Source organism: Niveispirillum lacus (assembly GCF_002251795.1).
Lineage (GTDB): Bacteria > Pseudomonadota > Alphaproteobacteria > Azospirillales > Azospirillaceae > Niveispirillum > Niveispirillum lacus.
Genome location: NZ_NOXU01000031.1, coordinates 735,209 through 761,716 on the forward strand (window position 1 = coordinate 735,209; position 26,508 = coordinate 761,716).

The 26,508-nt window shown below is 60.7% G+C and carries 20 protein-coding genes and 2 tRNA genes; 11 read left to right on the top strand and 11 right to left on the bottom strand.

The window, feature by feature from the left end:
* Positions 1-36: 36 nt before the first annotated feature.
* Positions 37-2,217 carry an RNA degradosome polyphosphate kinase gene (locus CHU95_RS19270; protein ID WP_094457915.1) on the bottom strand — a complete coding sequence of 727 codons (2,181 nt, stop codon included), beginning with the start codon at positions 2,215-2,217 and terminating at the stop codon, positions 37-39.
* A gap of 154 nt (positions 2,218-2,371) precedes the next feature.
* Here CHU95_RS19270 and CHU95_RS19275 point away from each other — a divergent pair, with 154 nt between their 5' ends.
* Both CHU95_RS19275 and CHU95_RS19280 read left to right on the top strand, forming a co-directional pair.
* Positions 2,372-2,908 carry a SixA phosphatase family protein gene (locus CHU95_RS19275; RefSeq protein WP_165772264.1) on the top strand — a complete coding sequence of 179 codons (537 nt, stop codon included), beginning with the start codon at positions 2,372-2,374 and terminating at the stop codon, positions 2,906-2,908.
* An 84-nt stretch (positions 2,909-2,992) separates the two neighbouring features.
* Positions 2,993-4,534, top strand: coding sequence for a CYTH and CHAD domain-containing protein (locus tag CHU95_RS19280; protein ID WP_094457917.1), 1,542 nt, complete (start codon positions 2,993-2,995; stop codon positions 4,532-4,534).
* Positions 4,535-4,643: 109 nt separating this feature from the next.
* Here CHU95_RS19280 and CHU95_RS19285 read toward each other — a convergent pair whose 3' ends face one another.
* Positions 4,644-5,777, bottom strand: coding sequence for an aldose epimerase family protein (locus CHU95_RS19285; RefSeq protein ID WP_165772265.1), 1,134 nt, complete (start codon positions 5,775-5,777; stop codon positions 4,644-4,646).
* Between the two features lie 77 nt (positions 5,778-5,854).
* On the bottom strand, positions 5,855-8,725 hold the full coding sequence (locus CHU95_RS19290) for a TonB-dependent receptor (protein WP_165772266.1): 2,871 nt from the start codon (positions 8,723-8,725) through the stop codon (positions 5,855-5,857).
* Between the two features lie 253 nt (positions 8,726-8,978).
* On the opposite strand from CHU95_RS19290, the gene CHU95_RS19295 reads away from it, so the two are divergent.
* The 7 genes from CHU95_RS19295 (at position 8,979) to CHU95_RS19325 (ending at position 17,296) form a co-directional block, all read left to right on the top strand.
* Positions 8,979-12,794 carry a LamG-like jellyroll fold domain-containing protein gene (locus CHU95_RS19295; protein ID WP_094457920.1) on the top strand — a complete coding sequence of 1,272 codons (3,816 nt, stop codon included), beginning with the start codon at positions 8,979-8,981 and terminating at the stop codon, positions 12,792-12,794.
* A 117-nt stretch (positions 12,795-12,911) separates the two neighbouring features.
* Complete coding sequence (locus CHU95_RS19300) at positions 12,912-13,817, top strand: DMT family transporter (RefSeq protein ID WP_094457921.1); 906 nt, start codon at positions 12,912-12,914, stop codon at positions 13,815-13,817.
* A 91-nt stretch (positions 13,818-13,908) separates the two neighbouring features.
* Positions 13,909-13,985: transfer RNA gene (locus CHU95_RS19305), tRNA-Pro, on the top strand.
* Between the two features lie 38 nt (positions 13,986-14,023).
* The gene (locus CHU95_RS19310) at positions 14,024-14,329 is read left to right on the top strand and encodes an ETC complex I subunit (protein WP_094457922.1); all 306 of its coding nucleotides are present in this window, start codon (positions 14,024-14,026) and stop codon (positions 14,327-14,329) included.
* A 14-nt stretch (positions 14,330-14,343) separates the two neighbouring features.
* Positions 14,344-14,420: transfer RNA gene (locus CHU95_RS19315), tRNA-Arg, on the top strand.
* Between the two features lie 569 nt (positions 14,421-14,989).
* On the top strand, positions 14,990-16,873 hold the full coding sequence (locus CHU95_RS19320) for a flagellin N-terminal helical domain-containing protein (RefSeq protein ID WP_094457923.1): 1,884 nt from the start codon (positions 14,990-14,992) through the stop codon (positions 16,871-16,873).
* 168 nt (positions 16,874-17,041) lie between these two features.
* Entirely contained in the window at positions 17,042-17,296 is a 255-nt protein-coding gene (locus CHU95_RS19325) for a hypothetical protein (protein ID WP_094458010.1), read from the top strand.
* Between the two features lie 163 nt (positions 17,297-17,459).
* On the opposite strand, the gene CHU95_RS19330 is transcribed toward CHU95_RS19325, so the two are convergent.
* From CHU95_RS19330 to CHU95_RS19365, 8 genes are all read right to left on the bottom strand, one after another.
* Entirely contained in the window at positions 17,460-17,831 is a 372-nt protein-coding gene (locus CHU95_RS19330) for a hypothetical protein (RefSeq protein WP_094457924.1), read from the bottom strand.
* A 106-nt stretch (positions 17,832-17,937) separates the two neighbouring features.
* A complete protein-coding gene (gene hisI, locus CHU95_RS19335; RefSeq protein ID WP_094457925.1) occupies positions 17,938-18,372 on the bottom strand; it encodes a phosphoribosyl-AMP cyclohydrolase in 435 nt (144 codons plus the stop codon).
* Positions 18,369-19,574: a cystathionine beta-lyase gene (gene metC, locus CHU95_RS19340; RefSeq protein WP_094457926.1), complete on the bottom strand. Its 1,206-nt coding sequence runs from the start codon at positions 19,572-19,574 to the stop codon at positions 18,369-18,371. The genes hisI and metC overlap by 4 nt, the downstream gene beginning before the upstream one ends.
* On the bottom strand, positions 19,571-20,197 hold the full coding sequence (locus CHU95_RS19345) for a GNAT family N-acetyltransferase (protein ID WP_094457927.1): 627 nt from the start codon (positions 20,195-20,197) through the stop codon (positions 19,571-19,573). Before CHU95_RS19345 ends, metC begins: the two co-directional genes overlap by 4 nt.
* Positions 20,198-20,325: 128 nt before the next feature.
* Entirely contained in the window at positions 20,326-21,180 is an 855-nt protein-coding gene (sseA, locus tag CHU95_RS19350) for a 3-mercaptopyruvate sulfurtransferase (RefSeq protein ID WP_094457928.1), read from the bottom strand.
* Between the two features lie 46 nt (positions 21,181-21,226).
* Positions 21,227-21,961, bottom strand: coding sequence for an alanyl-tRNA editing protein (locus CHU95_RS19355; protein ID WP_094457929.1), 735 nt, complete (start codon positions 21,959-21,961; stop codon positions 21,227-21,229).
* Positions 21,962-21,978: 17 nt separating this feature from the next.
* A complete protein-coding gene (locus tag CHU95_RS19360) occupies positions 21,979-22,980 on the bottom strand; it encodes a cysteine synthase A (protein ID WP_094458011.1) in 1,002 nt (333 codons plus the stop codon).
* Positions 22,981-23,102: 122 nt separating this feature from the next.
* Positions 23,103-23,744, bottom strand: coding sequence for an NUDIX domain-containing protein (locus CHU95_RS19365; RefSeq protein ID WP_094457930.1), 642 nt, complete (start codon positions 23,742-23,744; stop codon positions 23,103-23,105).
* A 100-nt stretch (positions 23,745-23,844) separates the two neighbouring features.
* Between CHU95_RS19365 and CHU95_RS19370 the strand changes: the two genes are divergently transcribed.
* The gene (locus tag CHU95_RS19370) at positions 23,845-25,074 is read left to right on the top strand and encodes a bifunctional alpha/beta hydrolase/OsmC family protein (protein ID WP_094457931.1); all 1,230 of its coding nucleotides are present in this window, start codon (positions 23,845-23,847) and stop codon (positions 25,072-25,074) included.
* A 543-nt stretch (positions 25,075-25,617) separates the two neighbouring features.
* The gene (locus CHU95_RS19380; protein WP_165772267.1) at positions 25,618-26,427 is read left to right on the top strand and encodes a substrate-binding periplasmic protein; all 810 of its coding nucleotides are present in this window, start codon (positions 25,618-25,620) and stop codon (positions 26,425-26,427) included.
* Positions 26,428-26,508: the final 81 nt, after the last annotated feature.

Sequence of the window (26,508 nt, forward strand, 5' to 3'; positions counted from 1 at the left end):
TCCGCTTTTAGTGACAACATCGGGGAGAATGCCGGGTTACGGGAAATTGCTCAATACCAGTTTCGGTGGCAACCGCGCCTCCGTTGTGGCACTGCCCCGACCGGACAGGCTGGGGTTTGTCATGAAGTAGGTATGAGCATTAAAGCTCTCCAGGCAAGGCTCCACGCGGCGGTATGTCGCGTCAGGCTGCAAGACCCAGCTTTGCGTATTATCCTTCAGGTTGGCGACCATGATCTGGTCCAGAACCTGTTGGTGTACGGTCGGGTTCTCAATGGGCACCAGGGTTTCGATGCGGCGATCCAGGTTGCGCGGCATCCAGTCGGCGGAGGAGACAAAGATCTTGGCCTGACGCGCAGGCAGGCCATGACCATTGCCGAAACAGATCACGCGGCCATGTTCCAGGAAGCGCCCCACAATCGACTTCACATGGATATTGTCCGACAGGCCGGGGACACCCGGCCGCAGACAGCAGATACCGCGAATGACCAGTTCGATCTTCACCCCGTTCTGCGACGCTTCATACAGTTTGTCGATCAACTTTGCATCGACAAGGCTGTTCAGCTTCACCCAGATCTGGGCCGGACGCCCGGCATGGGCATGCGCGATCTCCGCATCAATCAGGTCGACCAGCCGCTGACGCAGGGTGATCGGGGCGATCGAAATCTTTTCCAACGCCTTCGGCGTGGCGTATCCCGTCATGTAATTGAACATATGGGCCGCGTCATGACCCAACGCCACATCGCAGGTGAAGAAAGAGAGATCCGTATAAACCTTGGCCGTGATCGGGTGGTAATTGCCGGTACCGAAATGCACATAGGTACGCAGCCCGTGACTTTCTCGGCGGACGACCAGCGATACCTTCGCATGGGTCTTCAGGTCCACGAAGCCATAGACCACCTGCACACCGGCGCGTTCCATGTCGCGGGCCCAGCGGATATTGGCTTCCTCATCGAAGCGGGCCTTCAGTTCGACCAGCGCCGTCACCGACTTGCCCTGTTCGGCAGCGTCGATCAGGGCGGCGACGATGGGACTGTTCTTTGATGTCCGGTACAGGGTCTGCTTGATGGCCAGCACATTGGGGTCGGCCGCAGCCTGGCGCAGAAACTGCACCACAACATCAAAACTTTCAAACGGGTGATGGACAACAATGTCCTTCTGCCGGATCGCGGCAAAACAATCCCCACCAAAATCGCGGATACGCTCGGGGAAGCGGGCATTATAGGGGGAGAACAACAGGTCCGGGCGGTCATCGCCGATGATCTGCTTGGTATCCGCCAGCCCGATCAGACCGTCCAGAACAAAGACATCATCGTTGGAGACGCTGAGTTCGTCGACCAGAAAGGCCCGCAATTCCTTTGACATGCCGGCGTTCACGGCCAGTCGGATCACACTGCCGCGCTTGCGCCGCTTCAGGGCGGACTCAAACGTGCGGACCAGATCCTCTGCCTCCTCCTCGATTTCCATTTCGCTGTCGCGCAGCACCCGGAACACCCCATGACCTTTCAGAACAAAGGGGGGGAACAGGCGGGAAATGAAGGTCAGGACCACCTGTTCCAGCAGGATGTAGCGTGTCTCCACGCCCGGCAGCCGGATGAAACGTTCCAACTGCTGTGGCAGCAGCACCAGCGCATCCAGGTTGGCGCTTTTCTGCGGGTCAAACAATTGCAGGGCCAGCGCAAAGCCGCTGGACGGTACAAAGGGGAACGGGTGAGCCGGATCGACCGCGATGGGCGTGAGGACGGGGAAGATCTCGTCAATGAAGCGCGCTTCCAGCCAATCATGCTCTGACGCCGTCAATTCATCGGGATCGACGACAGCAATACCGTGGGCCCGCAACTGTTTGCGCAGCATCAGCCAGCAGACCTGCTGGTCGCGCATCACCTCCGTCACCCGGTAGTTGATCGCTGCCAATTGCTGGGCCGGGGTCAGATTGTCATCTGACGGGGTGGCCACTTTGGCCGCCACCTGTGCCTTCAGGCCAGCGACACGCACTGTGTAGAATTCATCCAGGTTACTGGCCGAAATGGACAGGAAGCGCAGCCGTTCAAGCAGCGGGTGCTGGTTGTTATAGGCTTCTTCCAGGACGCGCTGATTAAAGGCCAGCCAGGACAGTTCGCGGTTGATAAACCGCTCCGGGCTGTCGGCGGCGATACCGGCCTTGGGACCTGTCGCCGCACCGGGCAGCAAATCCGGTGTAGGCGCGTCGGCGGGCAGCATGTCGGGGGCGGCGGTCACGGTGGTATCGTCCTTCTGGTCCTCACGGGCCGGGGAAGTATATGTTGCTTCTGTGACGGTTTCGGGTACGCGGGTCCCGCGCGGGCGGCGACGCTGCCCTGCTGTTGCGGTTCCGCTTTCCTTGCCATGGGTCGTCATGAAGACACTCTATCTGCTGCGGCACGCCAAATCGGACTGGGATGATCCCCGTTTGGCCGATCATGATCGGCCATTAAGCGCGCGGGGCCACCGCGCCGCCGCGACGATGGCGAATTATTGGGCCGCGCGCAAGGGTGGGCCGCCGCGACCGGAGCTTGTTGTCTGTTCCACGGCGGTGCGCGCCCGTGCCACGCTGGATATTGTGGCGGCATCCTGGGGACCTGACCTGCCACCCATCACTTTCGACCGCGGTCTTTATCTGTGTGGAGAGGAATTGCTGCTGGACCGGGTGAAGGCCGTGCCCGATGCAGTGGCCGGGGTGCTGTTTGTCGGCCACAACCCCGATTTCCAGTTGCTGGCCCGTGACCTGTGCGGCCGGGGCGACGCGGGGTTGCGCCAGTCATTGGTCGCCAAGCTGCCGACCTGTTCTTTTGTAGAAATTACGGTGCCGGATGGCGTGACCTGGCGGGACCTGACCTGGGGCAGTTGCACCTTGTCGGGCTTCATCCGGCCGCGTGATCTGGAAGAACGGTAACCGGGGGTCATTGCCCCTTCCGTCTTATGACGCACTGCGGTATGTGAAGGGAAATCCTATGTCGGAACCAAGGCGCGAGCCCCCTTGAACGCCAAGCCCAAGGCCCCCCGCATTCCCCGCCCGCAGCGGGAAGTGGAAATCAAACTGCTGGCTGACCCGGCGGACCTGCCGCGTATCGCAGCCCTTTCCCTGGTCCGGGAACGGCTTGTCGCGCAGGCTGAGCCGGTGCGTCAGCACACAAGCTACTACGACACGCCTGGTCTGGCATTGGCTAAGCGGGGCTTGGCGCTTCGTCTACGCCGCCAGGGGATGAAGCGTGAACAGTCAGTGAAGACCATGTCATCCGGCGAGGGTGGCGATGGGGCCGGTATTGCTGTGCGCCGGGAATGGCGTTGGGATGTGGCGGGTGATGGGCTGGATACCAGCCTGCTGCGCCTGGGGGATCTGTCAGAACTGATCCCGCCTGATGCGCTCGACTGCCTGTCCCCCTTGTTTACCACCGATGTGCAGCGCACGATCTTGATGTTGCGCGCCGGGGATGAGGGGCGGGTGGAACTGGCGCTTGACCTGGGGCAGGCGCTGGTTCTGTCGCCCGACGGACAGCCTTCTGCCCGGCACACCATCAGCGAAGTGGAATTGGAATTGCGCCAGGGTGAGGTGGCGGATCTGTTTCGCCTGGCCGCCGATATCCATGCGCGTGTGCCGCTGCGCCTGTCGACGCGCAGCAAAGCCGATCTGGGACTGGCTTTGCTGACAGGGGCGCAGCCGCGCGCCCACGCTGTACGCCCCCTGGGTATCACCCCCATCACCACGGTGATGGAGGCGTTCCGGCATATCGGTCGTAACGGTTTGGCCCATCTTCTCGACAATCAACCCGCCTTCACTGAAGCCATGGGCGATCCGGCGGCCCTGCGTGAAATGGCGTCGGCGGTGCGGCGGCTGATCACGGCGTACAGCCTGTTCGCTGACCTGATCCACACTGATCAGGGCGATGCGTTGCGCGACCAGTTGAAGGTGCTGGGGCGTAAACTGGAAAAGGCACGCGATTGGCAGAAGCTGGCCGTGGCCCTGACCGACCTGCCACAGGATGCCCGCAAGGGGGCTGTTGGGCCGGTTTCGTCGGCGCGGGCCAGGGCATTGAATAAAGCCATGCGCCTGTTGGCCTCTCCGGCATGGACCGGGTGGCAGCTTGAGTTTGCCGCTTGGCTGGAAGCCGGCGACTGGGCGCAGCAGCCCCATGGCTGTCCTTTCGGGACCACGCTTTCAGAAATTGCCGGCGACATGCTGCGCCAGCGCCTGGATGCCCTGCGCGCCGTTGGTCTGCCGACGGATGTGTCCACTGCCATCAAGGCGCATAAGCGCCTGCGCAAGCTGCGCTATGACCTGGATTTCTGCCGGGCTGTGTGGCCCGCCGAGCGGGTAGATCCGTTGCAGCGCGCCGTTGATGCGCTGCGGGTGCCGTTAAAGCAGGTGGCCGACGATATGACCGCTGCCGGCCTGCTGGACAAGATCGAGCAACCGGTTGCCGCAGACGCGCTGCGTCAACGCGCGGCGGCCGCCCTGAAGCCGCTGCCGGCTTTGTGGACGGCGTTCCTGGCGGCGGATGTGGCGGCAGTGGCCGCGTAAGCTGGCTGCGCGCTGTGAGTGTTCAGTTGATGCCGGAAGAGCTGTGTGGCGCGTCGGGGGCTGATCTTTCACCGGCCACTGTCATCTGGCACCTGATGTGGCGCCACGGTCACGCAATCCCAAAGCGATATTCACTGCGTGACCGGAAATGCTCCCCTGGACGCAGGATAGTCGTCGGGAAACCCGGTTGATTGGGGCTGTTCTGGAAGTGCTGGGGCTCCAGGCAGACGCCGCAATGCGGTTTATAGGCGGCACCGCCGCGACCGATCATGTCGATACTGTTGGCGGTGAAAAGCTGCACGCCGGGTTCGGTTGTCCAGAGTTCCATGGTGCGGCCGCTGCCGGGATGATGCAGCCGGGCTGCCTTGCGGGGTCTGCCACCATAGGGGCCACGTATCACGAAGCAATGATCGTAGCCGCCGCCGATACGCATCTGTTCCTCAGGTGACGCAATATCGCGGCCAATCGGCTTGGGCGTGCGGAAATCCAGTGCCGTGCCGTCGACAGGCCGGATCTCCCCCGTCACCATCTTATCAGGAGCAAAAGCCGTGAACCCATCGGCCTCCAAGGTCAACAGGTGGTCATGGATCAGTGACCCTGGTACGCCGGACAGGTTGAAGTACCCATGATGCGTGGGGTTCAGGACGGTGGGCCGGGTGGTCAGCGCTGCGATATCCAGACAGAAGCGGTTATCCGGTGTCAGACTGTAGGTCACACTGATGGCCAACTCCCCCGGAAAACCCTGGTCCCCATCGGCAGATAGCAAGGTCATGCGAACGGCGGCACCGTCCAGGATCATGCCATGCCAGTTACGCTTGGCAAAACCCACTGGCCCGCCATGGGAGGAATGTTTTGATCCTCCCGTCTCTAACATCACCTCGCGCCCCTCCAGGGGAAAGCGGCCATTGCCAATGCGTCCGGCATAGCGACCGACCAGCGTACCGAAGTTCCGCGACCTGGTTCGGTAACTCTCGAAATCATCCAGCCCCAGGACGATATCGGCGAAACCGCCGCTCTTGTCCGGCATGATCAGATTGGTGACGGCGGCGCCATAGGTCATGACCCGCAGACTGGCCCCGGTACCATTGCTCAGGGTGTAGAGCGTCACCGGCGACCCGTCCGGCATCCGCCCGAAGACCTGTTCTGTCACGCCCCGCCGCCCGGATATCCGCGTGGAACAGGCGGCCAGTGGCAATGCCGATAATGCGGAAAGAAGCGTGCGGCGGGACAGGATCATGGTCATGGGCGGCAATTTCCCCAGCATCAACAAAAAAGGGCCGGGACGCGGCATGCATCCCGGCCCCCGTTTCTCGGTGTCACTTACAGCTTGTACCGGGCCCCCAGGAAGAACTGACGACCGGTCTTGTGATAGACGTAAGTGGAGTTACGCACCCCATCAAGCTCGCCATGATACTGGCGGTTGGCTTCATTGGTAAGGTTCAGCGCCTCGAACGAGATGGTGAAATTCTCCGTCACATTGTAAGAGGCTGAGGCGTCAAAGGTGGTGGTGGCGGATTTGCCATTAGCCACAATACCACGGGTGCCGGCATTGGCGGCCGGGACCTGCTGATAATAGCCGGAACGGTAGGCAACAGAGACGCGGGCATTAAACTTTTCCCCATCATCATAATAAAGCGTGCCGTTCCAGGCGTCGGGCGACAGGTTGACCAGATCCGCTGTGACAAAGACTGAACAGGCCGCCGTCGTACAATAGTCGATCTTCGACGACACATGGGTATAGTTGGCCTGGACACCCAGGTTGTTGAACCCTTCCGGCAGGAAGCTGAACGGCGCCTGGAAGCTGATTTCAAAGCCCTTCAGCGGCCCACCCGGTGTATTGGTCGGTGTGCTGAACACGTAGGTCAGGTTGGGGTCACGCCCGCCGCCGGCCGGGAACGCTTCGGCATTCATGGCTGTCAGTTGGGCATAGGTCATCGTCTGCTGCGTGGTCTGCACAAAGGTTGAGATGTCCTTGTAGAACCAGGCAAAAGAGATCAACGACTCCTTGGCAAAGTACCATTCCAGCGACAGGTCTACTGTATCAGCGCGATAGGGTTCCAGCGTGACATTGCCCAAGGACGCGCTGGGGTTCGGCGCATTCAAGGCGGTCAGGGTGAAGACCGGCGTCAGATTGGTGACCGGCGGCCGCGACATCACCTTGGCGGCGGCGGCGCGCAGGATCACATCATCTACCGGTTCCAGCGACAGGTTGATGGACGGCAGTGTGTCCTTGTAGCTGTTCTTGCCGGTGACGGGACGGGTGGCCCCATTCACAAAAGAATAACCCGTGGCGGTCACATCCGTCTCGACCTGACGGACGCCGACATTGCCGCGGAACGGCATGTCGCCCAGTTCGGCGTTCCAGTCAACCTGGGCCCAGAAGCCCAATGATTCTTCCTCGACATTGCGCCAGTTGGCCACGGTAGCGCTGTTTTCCAGACCCTGGCGGCGGAAATCGCCGCCGGGTACACCCGTGTCGCAGTTACAATTGATATTGAACAAGCGCTCGAACGCCGCGAGATCCGGGACCAGCCAACTGGTCACCGAACCGCTGGGCAGGTTCAGTCCCTTGCCAAAGCCGGTCAGAAGCTGGGTGACGCTGGCCAGAGTGGTGCCAGCGGGCAGGGCCGGGGAAACATTGCTGGTCGCTGACGGGCGGGCGAAGGCCTGGGCATCAGACTTGAACCGTTTCCAGTTGACGCCACCCTTGGCGCTGAACGTGTCATTGATATCCCAGGCCAAGTCACCCTGGGCGGTATCATAGACATTGGTCTGGAAGGTCGGATTCATGCGGATTTCCGACCGGGGGTTGGCGCCGGTGGGACCGGTAATCACCCAACTGGACGGGCTGGTGACATCAAACCCATAACTGATCAGGGGCAGGTTCCGGTTCTGGCGGAAATCCCAGCTATAACCGTCGGTATCCTGACGATCCATCAGGACCGTGGTCTGTACTGGATTGTCGAACTTCGACTTGGCACGGCCACCGGTGACGCTGCCGCGCACCGTTTCGCTGAAATCATGGTCGACATTCAACGTATACTGAGTGAATTCGGTTTGCAGCACATCGAAACGCTGTTCGGACCGGATATCCATGTCATCAAGGCGGGCGAACAGCATTTCGCCGGTCTGCGAGTCAATTTCCGTCTGAACGATATCGACCTGCGGCTTGCCGCCTTGTGTGGCATTGCGGCTCAGCGACCAGGCTTCCAGGAAGTTTTCCTGACGTGTGCTGTCCAGTTTTGAATACAGCACGTCAAAGCTGACGGTGGTGTTGCCCTCTGCCGGGCGGGCCTGCAAGGACAGGGTGGCGCCTGTACGTTCCTGGTCATGGACCAGACGGCCATAGCGCGGGATGCGCGGATGGAAGATACCGCCGGCGGCCGCCGCACCGCCGGGGAGGGCGGCCGGGTTCTGGAAGCCGTTATCGCCATTGGCGGGGCCCCAGCGCACAGAGCTGAACCCTTCCTCCAGCAGGTCACGCTCGGAGTAAGCGACCGACAGCAGCGCGCCGATCTGATCGTCCAGCCAGGTGTTGGACAGCAGCACCGCACCGCGCGGGTTTACCTTTTCCGACAGATCATTGTACCCGGCCTGACCGGAAGCAGCCGCGGTAAAGCCGCTGAAATCAAAGGGGCGGGAGGTTTTCAGGTCGACAGTGGCGCCCAGTGACCCTTCCTCAACCTCGGCCGAGGCGGTCTTGCGCACCGTGATATTGTTGAACAGTTCAGAGGCGAAAACATTGAAGTCAAAGCCACGGCCGCGGTTGGTGCCACCAGAACTGTCGGTGGCGCCAGTGGTCGCCTGCGCCTCGATCCCGTTGATGCGGGTACGGGTGAATTCCGATGACAGGCCGCGCACTGTCAGTGACCGGCCTTCGCCTGCGTCGCGGTCGATGGAAACGCCGGGAATGCGCTGAATGCTCTCGGCCAGATTGGTATCGGGGAAGTCCGCGATATCCTCGGCGCTGATGGCATCAACGACGCCGGCCTCATTGCGCTTGATGTTCAGGGAGTTGGCCAGGCTGGCGCGGAAACCGGTGACAATGATTTCCTCAAGCACGGCACCACTGTCGGTCTGGGCTGGTGCTTCCTGCGCCTGCACAGCGCCGGTTCCAAAGGCCAGGGACATGGCGATGGCCGAGACACCAACGGGAAAAAAGCGGCCAGAGCCGCGATGGCTGCGGGACATGGGGTTCCTCCTCCTGTTCGGGACGTCGATGCTGTACCGCATCGTTTGTCCCATTTTTACACCGATGACTGGCGATTTTACTTGCCAATTGTCACCGGTGTCATATGAAACTATGCACGGTTTAGGCTGGAACGCAAGCGGTGGAAACAGCAAGTCGAAACTTCTTCGGCCCTGTGGCGCAGACGCGTTTTGACAACCGGCAAAAGCAAGGCAGGCGGTTAAACCGCCGCCATGGCCAGGGAAGGAAACCAGAATGGCGCACGCGAAACGGTTGCTGGCAGGGGTCGCCTTGCTTGCCTTGAGTGTTGGAGCCTTTCCGGCGATGGGCGCGGATACGCCTGATGGGCTGCTGTTCCAGGTCACGGGTGACCGGGGGCTGGCCGCTGACAGGGCCGTCGGTGATACCCACCCGACCTTCGCCGACAAGGTGGCTGTGGTGGCCAAGGGTGGGGCCAATGGTGCCTATCTTCAGGCGGCTGATGATCAGGTCCTGGCCTGGTCTGCGCCTGGCAATATCCGGGCGCAGCGCGGAACCCTCAGCTTCTTCTGGCGCTCCCGCTATCCCGTTGGCAGCAATCAGTTTCCCCTGTTCCGCGTGTCCTTCGCCAACCACAGTAGTTGGGACATGGTGTTCTTGCGGCTGGACTGGAATGGCAAGGGCTTCGACGGCTTTGTGACCGATACCAATCTTGCCCGTGTGCGCGTTTCTTGGGAAATGCCCACGGCCCTGGCACCTGATGCCTGGACTCATATCGCCTTTGCTTGGGATGAGGCGGTGGGGGTGCAGCTTTATGTGAATGGGGCCCTGGTGGCCCGCAAGGATCAGCCTGCCTCACTGGATGCCAGTCTCGACCAGTTTGGACCTCATAGCCGGATCATCAGCCCGATCCAGGTTCAAAGCCGGTATAACTTCCTGCGTGGTGGCGACCTGGATGATATTCGTATCCATGATCGCGCCCTGGATGCGGCCGCGGTCAAAATGCTCGCCCAGGGGGGAAAACCTGCATCGATACCATCGGTACCCGATGGCGCAGCCGTTTGGATGCACCGTCACGGCTTTGACCGGGCCGATGATCCGCCTCCCTATCTGGCCGATGCCAGCACCCGCATTCGGAAGGTGGAATTCACTGAACAGCGCGATATTGCGCAACGGATGTGGAAGGGCAATGACGGTATCCGGGAGACTACCTGGCCGGGCGTTTACAACCGCTCCCGACTGGCTGGCCGCCATGATTATTTCACCTTGCCGGACTGGAACGTCTATTCAATGGGGGGCAAGTCCGGGACGTGGTTCCTGCCGGAAGAACCGTTCAATCAGGTGGAAATTCAGGGTGCCGCACATGGAAAGCTGGGCTGGCTGAAGGCGGTGACGGTTCCAGAAGGAAACGCCCAGATCACCAGCGATGGTGATCTTCTGGCCCGGCGCCGGGTAGGGACGGAACGCAGTACAACCCGCCTGCCACAGACCGTGGCCGGTGGCGCCCTGCGTTTTGTGAATGAGGTTCAGGAGACCCCGATCCAGGAGATTGCAGCCTATCATGTCGGCCCCGGCACAGCGCCGGTTGGCCTGGGTGATTTCCATTTCAACCTGCGCTTGGCGGTAGAGCCGGATTTTGTCGCAATCCAACCTCTGCGTCGTTTCATCAACGGACGTTATCCAGAGGGGGAACGCGATGTGATCGTCGCCTTACCAGATGGCAGCGTTCCCACCCGCCAGCGTGTGACAGCCCCGGTCAGCGCTGGCCGGCCCGTCGCCCACATCGCTATCCCGATGGATTTCCGCCGTCAGCAGCCCGGACTGCCGCTTTATCGTGCCAGCACGGAAGGGTTTGAGAATGTCGGTGGCCTGGATGGGATCGAGTTGGAGATCCCTGCGCTTGACGTGAAACCAACCCATAAGGGCGGGTTGGTCGCCCTCAATATAAGAGTGAAGGACCCGCTGACGCCCGAACGGGATTTGCTGGATGTGAATGTCGCTGTCAAACCGGGTGAGGCGCGGACCTTGTGGCTGGACACACGCGACCGCATCCTGCCGTCAGATAAGCCGCTCTATCTGACCATCGCGGCTTCTGCGCCTGACTTTTCGATGGCGAAGCTGGATGGTGCCGCCCTGCGGTTGGTATTCAAAACCAAGGCTGAGGCCAGACCTGAGCATGTGGTTGATCGCCAGCGACAGATTCAGGATAATTACGGCTTCCTGGTGGAAGAGCGCCAGAGCAGCCGCAATCTGCGCCTCTTCCAGCGTTTTTATGAAGATCTGGCCGACCTGCTGCGTATTGACCCCGATAACAAGGTCGCCAATGCCTATTGGTCTGAATGGAATCCGCAGCAACCGCTGCCGCCGGTTGATCTGCAACCCGCCCCGGCGGGGGTACCAGCCTGGGCTTGGGGCCAAACACGCTATCTGTCTCAGGTTCGCTCCTTTGTAAACTGGTGGATCGACCATCGGCAGGTACAGGGGGAATTTGGCGGCGGTCTGTCGGACGATACCGACCTGACCAACCAATGGCCGGGTCTGGCCATCATGGGGGTTGATCGGGAAAAACTGACGAAGTCCCTGTCAGACATGGTCGAGGCCCTTTATGCCAATGGCATGATGACCAACGGGCTGGGGACGATCGTCACCGATGAGTTGCATGTTTATGAGGAAGGCATCAATGCCCAGGCGCAGATTTCGCTGTTGACGCCGGGCGATCCCTTGGTGGTGCAACGGCTGATGGAAACGGCCGCGACTTATCCGGACCTGACGGCAGTCAACCCCAAGGGCAACCGGCTGCTGGTTTCCAACTATTTCGGCGCCGGCCATATCGTCAAGGAAGCACCCTGGCAATGGTCCAAACCCTATTCCTATCTGGTCTTCCACCCCGGTATCCGGTTGGTGGAGATCAATGGCGATCCGGCAACCCGCACGTTACTGCTGGAGGTTGCCGATGGGTATCTGGCGCATGGCAAGCAGGGGGGGGATGGCACCTGGGTCTTCCCGTCGGAAATCAACTGGCCGGATGGCGCTACCCGCGGTACGGCCGGGCCTGAACAGACCAATCTGCTGATGTGGGCCGCCTACCGCTGGACGGGGGATGCCAAATATCTTCGGCCTATCGAACAGGTGTTGCGCAGAGGGGGGCTGGCGGCCCTGTCGGGCATCATCAGCAGCGATGCCGCCATTGACCTGAAGCGTACCGACTTGCGCACGGCTGTTCTGGAACAGGCCAAGGCCGATCGTTACGCCAGCCCCTACATATATCACACCGCCTGGGTGGCTACGGACGACAAGGGTTGGCTGGTCAAACAATATGATCGGCAGCGGCATCTTGCGACACTGCGCATGGAAATGATGACAGTTGATCACTGGTGGACCGACCGTGTCGAGCTGCCGACCCAGGAATTGCAGCGCCAGCGTTTGGGTGGTGTCGCCCTGTATCGCAACGCTATTGTGCGCGGCCATCGCATCGAATGGGATTTTGATGATCGCGATGGAGCGGAGAAGGTGGCCATCCTGGTAAAGGAACCGACCCGAACCGGTATGCGCATCTTGGCCCATAACCTGTCTGACACACCTGTCACGGCCCGGATCATCGGGGCGGACGTCGCCGCAGGCGACTGGACCCTGGCTGAAGGCATCGACACCGATGGTGATGACCGGGCTGATTCCACCCCTAACAGCAGCAAGATCATATTCGGGGAGGGCAAGTCGGTCGCTGTCACATTGACGCCGGGTCAAACCCATGTTCTGGAACTGACACTTTCAGGACCGGAACAAGACCTGACCGGGCGCCCTGACCTGGCGGTCGCAGCCCGCGATGTGGTGCGGGCCAAGGGCAAGGTGGACGTGACCGTTTACAACATTGGTTCTGTGCCTGCACCCACCGGCCGTGTGCGGTTGCTGTCCCAAGATGGCGCCGTCCTGGCCGAAACGCCGCTGCCGATGATTGCCGCTCCGCTGGATCTGAAGCTCAGGCAGGCCACGGTATCGCTGAAGGCCCCGGCCGCGGCGGCAGCGGTGGAGGTTGTGCTGGATGGGGGCGTCTTGGAGGCGCGGTCCGACAACAATAAGGTGATGCTGCGTTGAAGGTTGCACTGGGGGTGGCTGGCGCCAGCCGACTTGTCACCCCCACAACAATCGGATTGGACGCACCGCGCGGCGGGTCTATAGGCTGAGGCCGGAATACACGCCACCGGTGCCTTCATGCCCGTCAATCTTGCTTTGTTTTTCTGTTCGGTCCTGATCTGGGGCTCAACCTGGTATGCCATCACGTTCCAGTTGGGGGCCGTGCATCCGGCTGTTTCGGTCGCTTATCGATTCTTGTTGGCAGGCGGTGTGTTGCTGGCCTGGCTGGCGCTGCGTCGACAGCCGATTCTCCCCAAACGCGACGGGTGGGGCCTGATCCTCGGTGCGGGTCTGCTGAACTTTTCGCTGAACTATTTCATGGTCTACAAGGCCACGGAACTTCTGCCGTCCGGTCTGGTGGCTGTCGCCGGTTCGGTCCTGTCAGTGATGAATGTCGTCAATGCCCGACTGTTTCTAGGGCAGCCGATCCGGCCCGCCGTGCTGGTCGGGGGCATGATGGGGGTAGCGGGCGTGCTGCTGCTGTTCACGCCGGAGCTGGATGGGGGTGTTCTGACGGGCGGGGCATTGATCGGATTCGGCCTGATGATGATTTCCAATTATTCTGCTTCGCTGGGCAACATGGTTGTGTCCAAGACCCGCAAGGCCGAAATGCCGCTGATCACGACAACGGCTTGGTCGATGCTGGTTGGTGCCTTGTTCATGGTGTTGGTCGCGTTGATCCAGGGGGCCAGCTTTGCGATTGTCCCGTCCATGCCCTATTTTCTTTCTCTGCTCTATCTGGCCCTGTTTGGCTCTATCGCCGCTTTTCTGTGTTATTTCACATTGTTGGGGCGTATCGGGCCCGGCCGTTCAGGGTATGTCGCCATCATGACGCCCGTGGTAGCGCTGGTTGTGTCTACCCTTTTCGAGGATTATCACTGGACGCCCGCTGGCATCGCCGGGCTGTTGCTGGCAGTCCTGGGCAATCTTCTTGTCATGGCGCCGGCCTCGCTGGGGGCTCTTCTGCGGCGTCAGGCCGCATGAACCTGAAAACGGATTGGGGCCATGTGCGGGTGGCGTGTGTTGGGATGCTTGCCCCCATGCTTTCGGTGGTGTATTCCCACCGGCTGAATGTCGGAGCGTAGCGCAGCCTGGTAGCGCGGCTGGTTTGGGTCCAGCAGGCCGGAGGTTCGAATCCTCTCGCTCCGACCATTCCTTTCTGTTCAACCATCTGTGTGACAGGGTCAGCCATGAAGGTCCGGATCTACCAGCCCTCCAAGACCACGATGCAGTCCGGCCGTGGCAAGGTCGGTGATTGGGTGTTGGAATATGAGCCGGCCACCCCGCGTCGTCCCGAACCCATGATGGGCTGGACCAGCTCTGGTGATACCCTTAATCAGGTGCGGATGAAGTTCCCGACCAAGGAGGCCGCCCTGGCCTTTGCCACAAAGAAGGGTTGGGACGCCGATATCGCTGAATGGCAGGAGCGCCGGGTGATCCCCAAGAACTACGCGGATAATTTCCGCACCGATCGGCCGCGCATCGGCCGTTTCTGATCCGAGCGCTATCCGGCCCCATAGCTCAGCTGGATAGAGCACTCGCCTTCTAAGCGAGCGGTCGCAGGTTCGAATCCTGCTGGGGTCGCCATCTTTCCGTTCTGCAAGGGCCGCCTGTCCATCGTGACTGGCGGCCCTTTTGTTTGCCCGCAAGCATGCCAAGCATGGCTCAGGCCGGCAAAAGCCGCCGCTTTCCGGCTTTGTGGGACCATTTTCATCACTCGGCAGGAAATGCCTGCCTAGGCAAAAATCGCCGCCCGGTCCTGACAATCCCGCCCCGATGCCGGGAAGAAACCACCGTGCCTGTCCTGCTCGGCCCCGAAAAATACCTCTTAAGTACAGGTCCGTCGTCATTCTAAGACTTGGCACGCTTCCTGCTTATCCCCTGTCGAACCCATCGTGTTCACCCTCAGGAGGAAGAGACCGAAGCTCTGGACAAGGCGTTGAGCGAGTAGCGGTGCCGACCGGCCTCACGGCGAAAGCCGAACAAGCAAGTCTGATACCGCGATCAGCAAAACGGATTGCCCGATCCGAAAAGAAACTGCCGGTCCTGCACCGCACCCGGCGTCTTCCACGGTTACGGCGACGTCCTTCCTGATCAGTCCACGAGATCGATTTGGGCCGAAACGGCCCCTCTCACGGCTCAAAAGGAGATATACCATGTCGACCAGTGACGTTCAGTTGACCGCAGGAATGCGAAACAACCTGCTGCTGCTCCAGAAGACCAACAAGCAGGTAGAAAGCATTCAGAACCGTCTGGCAACGGGCAACAAGGTGAATTCTGCCCTGGACGGTCCCACCAATTTCTTCGCGGCTAAGGGCCTTAGCGTTCGGGCCGGTGACCTGTCCAAGCTCAAGGAAAGCATGGGTCAGTCGATCAGCACGATCCAGGCTGGCGACAAGGGTATCACCGCGATCGAAAGCCTGGTGGAACAGGCTAAGGGTCTGACGACCACTGCCTACGGTAACCTGGGTACCGACGCGGCATCGATCGCCACCCGTAAGTCGCTGGCCGAACAGTTCAACCGCATCAAGGACCAGATCGACAAGATCGCCCGGGACAGCGGTTATCAGGGCAAGAACCTGCTGGTCGGTAACGGCCTGACGCTGGACAGCACGGCCGAAAGCCGTGCCAAGGTGAACTCCATCAACGGCTTGTCCAACAGCCGCGTCACCAACGTGGTCAGCGCCGACACCTACTCCATCCGTGTCTCCGGTACCGGCGCAATCAGTGCTGATCTGGAAGATATCGCCAAGGCCGAAGATGCCCGCGGCATCACTTCGCTGAAGGTTTCGGGCACGCTGTCGTCCACCGCTGGCAACTTCTCCGACATCAGCATTCAGATGCGCGGTAATGCCGGACGTGAGCGTACGCTGGTTGTCACCGAAAATGGCGAAAGCCGGACGGTGAAGTTCTTCGACAACACCCAGTCGGCGACCGCGGCCAATGTGACCGCTGGCAAGTCCGGTGTGGCGCAGGTGTCGAAGATAACCATCGGTGGTGCGATCGAGAAGGGTGACACCTTCACGGCCACCGTGAACGGTCAGGCTTTCACCTACACGGCGGTTGACGAGGACGTGACGTCCGCTGTTCCGGCTGAACGCCGCGCTGCCATTGCCGAGAAGCTGCGTGACATCGTGGATAACGCCGTCGGCGGCGGCACCGGTGCCACCGGTCGCTTCAGCATCGCCGATCTGGATGAGGATAACGATGGCACCATCGAAGGCTTCACCATCACGTCGTCTGAAACGACTGGTACGGGCGTCAGCTTCGCGGTCGGTGCCACCACCACAAATGCGGCTGAAAAGGCGGTGTCCATCTCCTTCTCGTCCGGCACTGTTGTCACCTTCACAGTGGATCGCAAAGCCCTGGAAGATCTGGGAACGGCCGCTAACGGTACGTCCACGATCGAAAAGAACGTCGATCTGACCGTGTCGGCCACCAACCTGAACGGTGTGACCATCGAACGGTCGGGCAACAATGCCCGCGGTGCCGGCAAGCTGTCGGATGGTGAGAACTCACTGGCCTTTGACAGCGGTACGGTCCGGTTCGAGGTTGACAGTTCGGTTCTGAAACAGGCGGCTTCGGCAAACCTGTCGAACAATCTGATCACGGTTCAGCGGACGGATGCGAATACCGAAAACGATCTGACGGTGCAGTTCAACGAGAACAACACCTCCACAATCTCGGTGGCCTCGCAGAACATTCAGACCGATGGTCAGGGCTTGCGTCTGGATTATGCTCAGAACGGCTTCCTGGATCGCTCCGATATCGACAAGGCCGTGGCCAGCCTGGACTTTGCGACCTCAAGGCTGCGGTCGACATCTCAGGCGCTGTCCACGAACCTGAATGTGATCCAGACCCGCGAAACCTTCACGAGCGAGTTCTCGAACGTGTTGACCGAGGGTTCCAATAAGCTGATCCAGGCTGATCAGAACGAGGAAGGTGCAAACCTGCTGCTGTTGCAGACCCGCCAGCAGCTCGGCACCATCTCCCTCTCCCTGGCCAACCAGGCCCAGCAGGCCATCCTGCGTCTCTTCTAAGAGACAAACGCAGGGTCAGGACGGGCGGCGACCGCAAGGTCGCCGTCCTTTCTTTTTGAATTGATATTTACATCGCAATAAACAGACGAATTATTCTAAAAAGCAATTTATCTGACCGGTGATGGTGGGCTGTTGCGTGCTCGCGTGCATTCGGGTACAGGCGATGACATGCGTTTTCTGATCCGTATCCTGATCTGGTCGCTGGCGGTGGGGTTGGTGCTGGCCTGGTTGGGCTGGACACCGGGCGACCTACTGCGCCATGCCCTGGCTGTACTGGGGCAGGTCCCCGACGCGCTTGCCGACCTTTTCGGATGGGCATGGCCCTATATGCGCCAGGGGGCGATCATCGTTGTGCCTGTCGCCCTAATCCTGCTGCTGCTGCGGGTGATGCGCGCACCAAGGAGCCGCAACCGCCCCGATTGAGCGCGCGGATTTACGGTGACCGCAAAAACGCTCCAAAATCTGAGGTCCGTGCGGTGGAACCTGATCGGCTTTCGCACCGGGGGTTCTGGTTTTCGGACCTCATGGAGGGGCCGTTACGACCCAACGATGACGGACAGGGTCGCAACTGTCAGTGCCAACCTGGTCAGACGGGCAGGGCGCGTTTTTCTGCGGCGGCGACATGCACCAAACGGGCAGCGCGATTAAAGTTTATGGTGATCATCAAGGTCGCGCGCCCATTGATCAGATGGACATTCTTGTCGGCATCCACCGGCAATGGCACCTTTCGGGCCATGCAATGGGCCAACAGGGCCGCCTGCAGCTCTGTTTCCGGAATGGTCAAAGAATGGTGGCCATTGTCATATGTGATGGTGCAATTGATGCTCTCATCCACGCTGTTCAGGCTCAGGCCGGTGATCTGCCCTGCTGGCAGCTCTTCTTTTAAGCGCCGTTTACGATCCAGAATCGCGGACAGCACTTCCCGGTCCTTGAACAGAATGCAGCGCAGTTCCTTCATCCGACAATGTCCGGTAGCATCACGACCTGGCCACCGTACACGCATCCACCAGTGTGTCACAGCCCTGAAGTTATGAACTTATGGCTGGGCTTTCTGTTTGGGCCATTCAGAAACCTGGAGAAGGATCCGGCTTACCGTACAATGCCTCCGGTGACATCAGGATCGGGTCGGTAACATGCAGACCTGTCGTTTCCGCTCGCCGGTAAAAGCAGGATCGACGGCCCGTGTGACAGGCCGGCCCCTGTTGGTCAACGCGCAGCAATAATGTGTCGCCATCACAATCGACGCGCCATTCGATCAGCATCTGGGTCTGCCCCGAGCTTTCACCTTTGCGCCAAAAGGACTGGCGGGAGCGCGACCAATAACAGACACGGCCTGTCCGCAGGGTCTCCGCGATGCTGTCCCGGTTCATCCAGGCCATCATCAGCACCTCGCCACTGTCATGCTGTTGGGCGATGGCCGGAACCAGTCCATCGGCATCGAACGTGACGGCGTCCAACGCCATCGCAATAGCGCTATCGGGCAGGGGGAACGGGGTCATTTCGCCTCCAACGCGGCATTCAGTCGGGCAAAACCGGCATCCAGATCAGCGATCAGGTCATCGGCATCTTCCAGCCCGATATGCAGCCGGATCAACTCGCCGCCAGCCCACGGGGTGGCTGTGCGGATCGCTGCCGGGTTTGACGGCAGGATCAGGCTTTCAAAGCCGCCCCAACTATACCCCATCCCGAAATGGTGCATGCCATCGACCATGGCAGCCAGGGCAGGGCGCGGAACCGGTGCGATTTCAAACGCAAACAGGCCGCAGGCCCCGGTGAAATCCCGTACCCAAAGCGCATGGCCGGGACAGTCGGGCAGGGCAGGGTGGCGGACCCGCGTCACCTCCGGACGCGCCTCAAGCCAGCGAGCGACCTTGATACCGGATTCATGGTGCCGACGCAGACGGACCTGCAGACTGCGCAGACCGCGCAGTCCCAGGAACAGATCATCCGCCGACGCGCAGGCGCCCAGTTCAATGGCCGCTTTCTTCAGGCGAAGCCAATGATCCTGCCGCATACAGACCGCTACACCCAGGCTGGCATCGGAATGCCCGCCCACATATTTGGTTGCCGACTGGATCGAGACATGGACCCCGTGCTTCAGCGGTTTGAACAACAGGCCCGCAGCCCAGGTATTGTCGATCATCAGCACAATATCGGGATTGGCAGCAGTCACTGCGGCGCAGATCGCCGGCACGTCCTGCACTTCAAAGGTCAGCGACCCTGGTGACTCCAGAAAAACCACGCGTGTGGTCGGGCGCAGCAGGGCTGTGATCCCGGCGCCGATGCCCGGATCGAAATATTCGACGGTGATCCCGGACCGGCTTAAAATGCCATTGGCGAAACCGCGTGTGGGGGCATAGGCCGTATCCGCGATCAGCACATGGTCGCCCTGCCGGGTGAAGGCCAGAAGGCTGCTGGTGATGGCCTGCAGGCCAGAGGCAAAGGATACCGCATCGTGCCCTTCCTCCAGTTCTGTGATCGCCGCCTCAAAGGCATGGCTGGAAGGGTTGCCGGTTCGGCCATACCGCACCATACGCAGGGCGGGGTCATGGGCATCCAGGTCAGCCAGCGTCTGAAACAGCACGGTTGAGGCCCGGAAGGGAGGGATATTCACGGCACCACCAAACAATGCCGGCGCGCGCCCGGCATGGATCAGGCGGGTTTCCTCGGCAAACGGGCCGTGCTTGTCGATGCTGCTCATGCGGGTGTGGCCTCAGGTCCAGGCAGGGGCTGATCAGGCAGGGCGACATGTGACCCGGCCGTCATCGGGATCAATCCGGCCAGACGCGGGTCCGGATCGAACCGCACTTCCTGACCGACTGGCCGGAACCCGGCTTTCTGATAGGTCATCAGGGCGCGGGGATGGTCCAGATCACAGGTATTAACTGTGATCTTCTCTACACCGGCACCGTTCCACGCGGCCTCAATCGCCCATTCCAGCAGCCAGCCGCCGATACCCCGACCAATAAACTCCGGGATTAGTCCCAGATATTGCAATTCGCACATGCCGGGGTTGGTTCGGCTGAGTTCGACATAACCCGCCGGCACCCCGGCCACATAGGCCACATAGATCTCCGTGCGATTGTCGGCCAGGATGGCGCGCAGATCATCGGCCGGCATGGCACGGCGGAACCACCACAACCATTCCTCGCCCACCGTGTCGTAGAGATAGCGGTAGAAAGAGAAGGTGCAGTTCTCCGCCCTTAACAGCGACAGACCGTGCGGATGCGGCCGTTGCCGGCGCGCAGGTTTGGCTGCCATTTCCAGATAAGTGACCGTCACCTTGATATGGCCGGGCGGCGGGGCGGAGAGCTTGTCGGTCATCGTCCATTTCCTGTGGTGGGTGCAAAGGACCCATCCATCTGTGATGTCTCCACCATAACGGCAGTATCGTCTGGATCGACCCGGTGTCCGCCAAGTCTCGCCATGTTGGTTGAGGGGGGGACAGAGGGTTACCCCACAGGTCCCGTGGCCACGGGCAGGTCGTCGCGTCCTCCCCATTCGGTCCAGGACCCATCATACAGCGCGACAGTGTCAATGCCCAACCGATGCAGCCCCAGGGTCAGCACGGCAGCGGTCACACCGCTGCCGCATGAGGTCGTGATGGGTTTGGACAGGTCGATGCCGGCCTGTCTGAACCGGTCACCAAGGGCGTCCCCGGCGAGCATCTGTTTGGTTTCCGGGTCCAGGATATCGCTGTAGGGCAGATTGCGGGCTCCGGGGATATGGCCCCCCCGCAAGCCCGGACGTGGTTCTGCCACCGTGCCGTCGAACCGACCGGCGGCGCGGGCATCCAGCACCTGTTCAGCATGGTTCTGCAAATTGGCCCGCATCTCCTCCACCGATCGCACGAGGTGGGCTTGGTAACGCGCACAGAACTGACCAGGGATCGGGGGCTGTACCGGCCCACTGTCCAACGGTCCGCCGATTTTCTGCCAACCGGGCAGGCCGCCATCCAGGACAAATACCTTGTCATGGCCAAAGACCCGGAACATCCACCAGGCGCGGGCCGCGCTGGAAAGACCGGTAACGTCGTAGATCACGATGATGCTGTCTGACCCTATGCCCAATGCCTCCACAGATGCTGTGAAGCGCTCAGCACTGGGCAGCATGTGGGGAAGGGGGGTATCTGGATCAGAAATCCCGTCAATATCAAAGAACTGTGCCCCGGGAATACGCTGGGCCGTGAACTCCGCCCGGGGATCGCGCTTGGCCGTCGGCAGATGCCAGGAAGCGTCCAGGACCCGCAGGTCAGCGTCACGCAGGTGGCTTTCCAGCCATAGCGGGGATACCAAGGGATCACTCATCACATGCTCTCCGATCCTGCACCAGTGCGACGCCGGCACCGCCGGTTCATTCCTTATCCCGCAGCGCCAACTGCACCCGGCGGTTCTGCTTACCCTTATTCTCGATCTTCACGATCGTGATGCCGCCAATTTCACCGGTTCGGGCGACATGGGTACCACCGCACGGCTGTAGGTCGATGATCGCATCATCTGTGCCGATCTGTAACAGCCGGACGGACCCCGACCCTGTCGGTGGCTTTACTGACATCGTACGGACCAGATCGGGGGTGGCGTCCAGCTCGGTATCCGTGATGGTGCGTTCACGCACCGGATAGTCGGCGGCAATCAGTTCATTGACCGCGGTTTCGATTGCGTCCTTGTCCAGACTGGCTGAGGGCACATCAAAATCCAGACGCGAGCGGTCAGCACCCACCTGGCCGCCGGTCACGGCCCCTGGCACCACGGCACAGAGAAGATGCAGGGTCGTGTGCATCCGCATATGCCGGTGGCGGCGGTCCCAGTCGATTTGTTGCGTTACCGTCGCGCCAACAGGCGGGATCAACGCGTCGGGCGCCGGGATGTGCAGGACCTGTGCGCCCTGTTCCACCAGTGCCTGCGCCTTGCGGGCATCAATGATCGCGGTGCTGCCACCGTCCCAACGCAGGCTGCCGGTGTCACCTGGTTGGCCGCCGCCATTGGGATAAAACAGGGTACGATCCAGGATGATGCCATCCGGCCCTGCCGCCAACACCACCGCCTCGGCCTCAACCTGGTACGGGTCGTCACGGAACAGCAGGGTCATGGGCGTCCACCTTACGATTATTCCAGCCAGTCAGGCACCGGCAGACCTTTTTCGCGCAGGAAAGCTGGATTGAACAGCTTCGATTGATAGCGCGACCCGCCATCACACAGGATGGTCACGATCTTGTGGCCGGGTCCCAACATCCGTGCCACCTTGATCGCCGCGCCGACATTGATGCCGCTCGACCCACCCAGTACCAGCCCTTCATTTTTCAACAGGTCAAAAACGATAGGCAGTGCTTCCTCATCCGTGACCTGAACCGCATCATCTATTGGAGCATCAACCAGATTGGCCGTGACTCGGCCCTGACCGATCCCTTCGGTAATAGATGTGCCTTCGGCTTTTAACTCGCCGGTCTTTTTCCAACTGAACAAGGCTGATCCCATCGGGTCGGCCAGCACGATTTTAACATCCGGCTTGCGTTCTTTCAGGGCCAGCGCGATGCCGGCCAAGGTGCCGCCGGTGCCGGTTGCACAGGTGAACGCGTCGACCTTGCCGTCCAGTTGGGCGTAAATCTCCGGTCCTGTTGTCCGGCGATGCCCTTCACGGTTGGCCAGATTATCGAACTGGTTGGCCCAGATGGCACCATTCGGCTCTGTCGCGGCCAGTTCTTCGGCAATTCGACGGGACACATGGACATAATTGCCGGGGTCCTTGAACGGTACGGCGGGCACCAGCCGCAAGTCCGCCCCGCACAGGCGCAGCATGTCCTTCTTTTCCTGGCTCTGCGTCTCCGGCATCACGATAACGGTCCGGAAGCCCAGCGCATTGGCCACCAGCGCCAAACCGATGCCGGTGTTACCCGCTGTGCCCTCTACGATAGTGCCACCCGGGCGCAACTGGCCGCGGTCAATCGCATCCTGCACTATGGCCAGAGCGGCACGGTCCTTGACCGATCCACCGGGATTCAGGAATTCGGCCTTGCCATAGATCTCGCATCCCGTTAGCGCCGACGGACCGTTCAAGCGAATGAGGGGGGTGCGGCCGATACTGTCCAGAAATCCGTTGCGCACGTCCACAGCAATTGCCCTTGGATGTTGTGTGAAACCCAGGCGCCAATATGGCCACACATCTGTGCAATTACCAGTGCTCGCTTCCGCACCGCTGCTGCTCGCAAGGCGCAACACAGGTGTACAATTCCTTAAACCACACCATAATCCGCGCGCATGCGATCCCGATGACGGGCAAACCATGACAGGCCCAAAAGGGTGAAGCCACTGGGTACCCGATCGCCATCCAGCAGGGCAATGGCAGTTTCCGCTGGCACCAGATGAACGCGGATATCCTCCACTTCATCCTCAAGCCCGTGGATACCGCCAACGCCGGTGCTGTCCACCACACCGAAGAAGATCTCCACCACCTCGGTGCACCCGCCGGGGCTGGGCATCATCGTATAGACCCGGCGTACATCGCGGGGCATGCAGCCCGCTTCCTCGGCCGCTTCCCGGATGGCCACCTCTGCGGGGTCTTCGCCGGGCTTGACCATGCCGGCCACAAATTCCAGCATCCAGGGATTGACGCCGGCCGCAAAGGCGCCAATGCGGAACTGTTCCACCATGACCAGCATATCGGCCTGTGGGTCATACAGTACGATGGCCACCGCATAACCGCGGTGGCAGATGTCACGTTCGATCACCGGGGTCATGCCACCGGCAAATCTCTCATGCCGCAGGGTCATGACCGAAAACTTCATGAACCCCTGGTGCCGGACATTATGCTGCACGACCTCCACCTGGCTGGGGCTGTTCTGTCCGGGAAGCGGCGGATGAATGGGAAGGCGCATGATGGGTCCGTTCAAGGGCAATTCACTTGCATCCTGCCTCGGGCCCGGTTCAGCTTAAAGGCTGAACGGAGCAATCTTGCCGGGGCAGACGGGGGCCACCATGGCGCGCGCAACACAGGAATTCAACTTCGCCGGTTCGACAGGGGCTACGCTCGCCGGGCGTATCGACCTGCCGGACGGGAATCCCGTTGCAACGGCGATTTTTGCCCATTGCTTTACCTGCAACAAGGATTACCACGCTTCGGCCCGAATCAGTCGCGGGTTGGCAGAACGCGGCTGGGCGGTTCTACGCTTTGATTTTACCGGACTGGGGAACAGTGCCGGGGCCTTTGACGAGACCAATTTTTCCACCAATGTGGCTGACCTGCTGGCCGCCGCCGCCGCGCTGACCCTGGAAATCGCGGCACCCCGGTTACTGGTCGGGCACAGTCTGGGAGGCACCGCCATGCTGCGGGCGGCTGCCCATCTTCCGTCGGTCGGGGCGGTTGTCACCGTCAACTCGCCCTCTGGTCCCCACACATTGCTGGCCAAGATTGCTGGCCGCGACGCCGAAATGCAGCGGGATGGGCGCGTGCAACTAAATGTCGGTGACCGGGAAATGCCGATCACAGCCGATTTTGTGGCCGATGTGGCCCGCCATGATATGGCGGACGTTATCGCCAGCCTTGGTCGCCCGTTATTGGTGCTGCATGACCCCAAAGACCCGGTTGTGCCCCTGGCCGAGGCGGATCGTATCCTGTCGTTGGCCAAACATCCGAAAAGTTTCGTGGCCCTGGATGGGGCTGGCCATCTTGTCGCCGATCAGCGCAATACCGGCTTTGTGGCCAGTCTGGTGGATGGCTGGGCCCGCCGGGCACTGCGCCTGGACACAGCGACCGCACCTAAACCGGCGGGGGCCGCGCATGAAGGGCCTGTAACCGTCAGCGAAACCGGGGAAGGGGCCTTCCATAATCTGGTTACCGCCGCCGGCACCCGTTTCATTGCGGATGAACCCACTGATGTCGGCGGTACCGGGTTAGGCCCGAACCCTTATGAGTTGTTGCAGGCTGCCCTGGGCGCCTGCACCTCCATGACCATTCGCATGTATGCCAACCGCAAGAACCTGCCTCTGACACGGGTTTCGGTCACCGTCAGCCATGAAAAGCGCGAGCCTGTGGGAGGGGACGTGACCGACAATGCCGGTGGTAAGGTTGACCATTTTACCCGTGCCATCCGCCTGGAAGGTAATCTGGATGCCGCACAGCGTCAGCGCCTGCTGGAGATTGCTGGTAATTGCCCGGTACATCGCACCTTGCGCAGCCGGGCCCACATTGACAGCCATCTCACCTGATTGGCTTTGATGGGGTCAGCCGGTCGCATGACTATGAAATTCACAAGAGAGTGACTATAGAATAGCGCCACACGTGACAGTTTGGGGATGTCATCTTGCGGCGCGGGGATAACTGCTACAGTTGCCGGTTCTGGGTCGGTCACGGGGTGCGGGAACGAGGGCCAAAAGGCACGTGCCGTCGCTACCCGCCGGTGGTCACTGATCGTTTTCCATCCGGCGCGATGCCGATCACCAATTTTACCGACTGGTGTGGTGAATGGCAGCGCAACGCAGGTATCCGGGAGGTGCCGGAAGCCGATATCCCCGGCACCTCAACACTTTACGATGATGTGTGAGTGGTAATCGGCGTCTTTTGTCCTCAGTGAAGCGACCCTAACCACCCCCGACTTGCATAGGGGGGACTGTATATATCTTTTGCCGTAAGACAGCGGACATAGAACGCGGCTTGGCCATTGCACATCTTTGTTGATTGAGGCGTACTGTTTACATGCAGGCCGCAAGATCGCCTGACATGAAACAAAGGGTACGACGGATTTGGACCCGGTGCGTGATCAGCGCTGCAACTTTTGGTTCCTGGCCGCCGGTCTGGCGGCAGCGGGTCTGTGGTTGTTGTCGCCGACCATCGCCAACGCTCAGTCCCGGAAGGGGGAGCCGACGCTGCTTCTGGTGACCGAGCCAAATCCACCGGTCAATTTCCTGGACCCGTCGAGTGGTCAATTGGTGGGGCTGGCCAGTGACAAGGTCCGGCTGATCATGCAGGAAGCCGAAATCGCCCATGAGTTCAGCATCATGCCATGGCCAGAGGCGCTGGCAACGGTTGACCGTCGCGCCGATGCCTGCATCTTTTTGATGAATTTTACTGAAGATCGGCGGCCACATTATCAGTGGGTTGTGCCGCTGATGGAAGGGGGCTGGGCCCTGTTTGCCCCGCTTGGCTTTCAGCGGCGGATCAGTGACCCTGCTGATCTGTCGGGCTTGCGGATTGCTGTACAGGCGGGCGGTGCGGTCGAAAGGCATCTTCGCGACATCACCCGGAATGTACCCGACGTCACCCTGGTCACCGCCGAGGGGGCGGCAGAAATCGGCAATATCTTCAATGGAAGGGCCGACCTTTATGCCGGTGGTGCCTGGGCTGCGCCGTATCAGGCCCGACAGATCAACATGCCCGTCCGTATGGTTTTGCGGCTGACACGCTCTATCGGTGCCCTGGCATGTAACAAAAAAGTGCCGGCGCCGATGGTTGCCCGCATGCAGAAGGCGCTGGATACCATCACCGCTGACGGTCGGGGTGCTGCGGTGGAAAGACGCTACAGCTTGCCTGGAAGTTGGGGCGGATGGGGTCTTGACCGCTAGCGGAACCGCGCTGCGCCCAACGTGCGGCCATGGCAGCCTTCATTGCTAACCATCTGATTATAAAGGAGAGTCGCACTTCAA

What these genes read in the sequence shown, in the direction of transcription:
- CHU95_RS19370 (WP_094457931.1), top strand. Translation starts at nt 23,845, where the DNA reads ATGGCGCGCGCAACACAGGAATTCAACTTCGCCGGTTCGACAGGGGCT.
- CHU95_RS19330 (WP_094457924.1), bottom strand. Translation starts at nt 17,831, where the DNA reads ATGAAGGAACTGCGCTGCATTCTGTTCAAGGACCGGGAAGTGCTGTCC.
- CHU95_RS19310 (WP_094457922.1), top strand. Translation starts at nt 14,024, where the DNA reads ATGAAGGTCCGGATCTACCAGCCCTCCAAGACCACGATGCAGTCCGGC.
- CHU95_RS19290 (WP_165772266.1), bottom strand. Translation starts at nt 8,725, where the DNA reads ATGTCCCGCAGCCATCGCGGCTCTGGCCGCTTTTTTCCCGTTGGTGTC.
- CHU95_RS19285 (WP_165772265.1), bottom strand. Translation starts at nt 5,777, where the DNA reads ATGACCATGATCCTGTCCCGCCGCACGCTTCTTTCCGCATTATCGGCA.
- CHU95_RS19300 (WP_094457921.1), top strand. Translation starts at nt 12,912, where the DNA reads ATGCCCGTCAATCTTGCTTTGTTTTTCTGTTCGGTCCTGATCTGGGGC.
- CHU95_RS19345 (WP_094457927.1), bottom strand. Translation starts at nt 20,197, where the DNA reads ATGACCGACAAGCTCTCCGCCCCGCCGCCCGGCCATATCAAGGTGACG.
- CHU95_RS19365 (WP_094457930.1), bottom strand. Translation starts at nt 23,744, where the DNA reads ATGCGCCTTCCCATTCATCCGCCGCTTCCCGGACAGAACAGCCCCAGC.
- CHU95_RS19325 (WP_094458010.1), top strand. Translation starts at nt 17,042, where the DNA reads ATGCGTTTTCTGATCCGTATCCTGATCTGGTCGCTGGCGGTGGGGTTG.
- CHU95_RS19320 (WP_094457923.1), top strand. Translation starts at nt 14,990, where the DNA reads ATGTCGACCAGTGACGTTCAGTTGACCGCAGGAATGCGAAACAACCTG.
- sseA (WP_094457928.1), bottom strand. Translation starts at nt 21,180, where the DNA reads ATGAGTGATCCCTTGGTATCCCCGCTATGGCTGGAAAGCCACCTGCGT.
- CHU95_RS19295 (WP_094457920.1), top strand. Translation starts at nt 8,979, where the DNA reads ATGGCGCACGCGAAACGGTTGCTGGCAGGGGTCGCCTTGCTTGCCTTG.
- CHU95_RS19270 (WP_094457915.1), bottom strand. Translation starts at nt 2,217, where the DNA reads ATGCTGCCCGCCGACGCGCCTACACCGGATTTGCTGCCCGGTGCGGCG.
- CHU95_RS19275 (WP_165772264.1), top strand. Translation starts at nt 2,372, where the DNA reads ATGAAGACACTCTATCTGCTGCGGCACGCCAAATCGGACTGGGATGAT.
- metC (WP_094457926.1), bottom strand. Translation starts at nt 19,574, where the DNA reads ATGAGCAGCATCGACAAGCACGGCCCGTTTGCCGAGGAAACCCGCCTG.
- CHU95_RS19355 (WP_094457929.1), bottom strand. Translation starts at nt 21,961, where the DNA reads ATGACCCTGCTGTTCCGTGACGACCCGTACCAGGTTGAGGCCGAGGCG.
- hisI (WP_094457925.1), bottom strand. Translation starts at nt 18,372, where the DNA reads ATGACCCCGTTCCCCCTGCCCGATAGCGCTATTGCGATGGCGTTGGAC.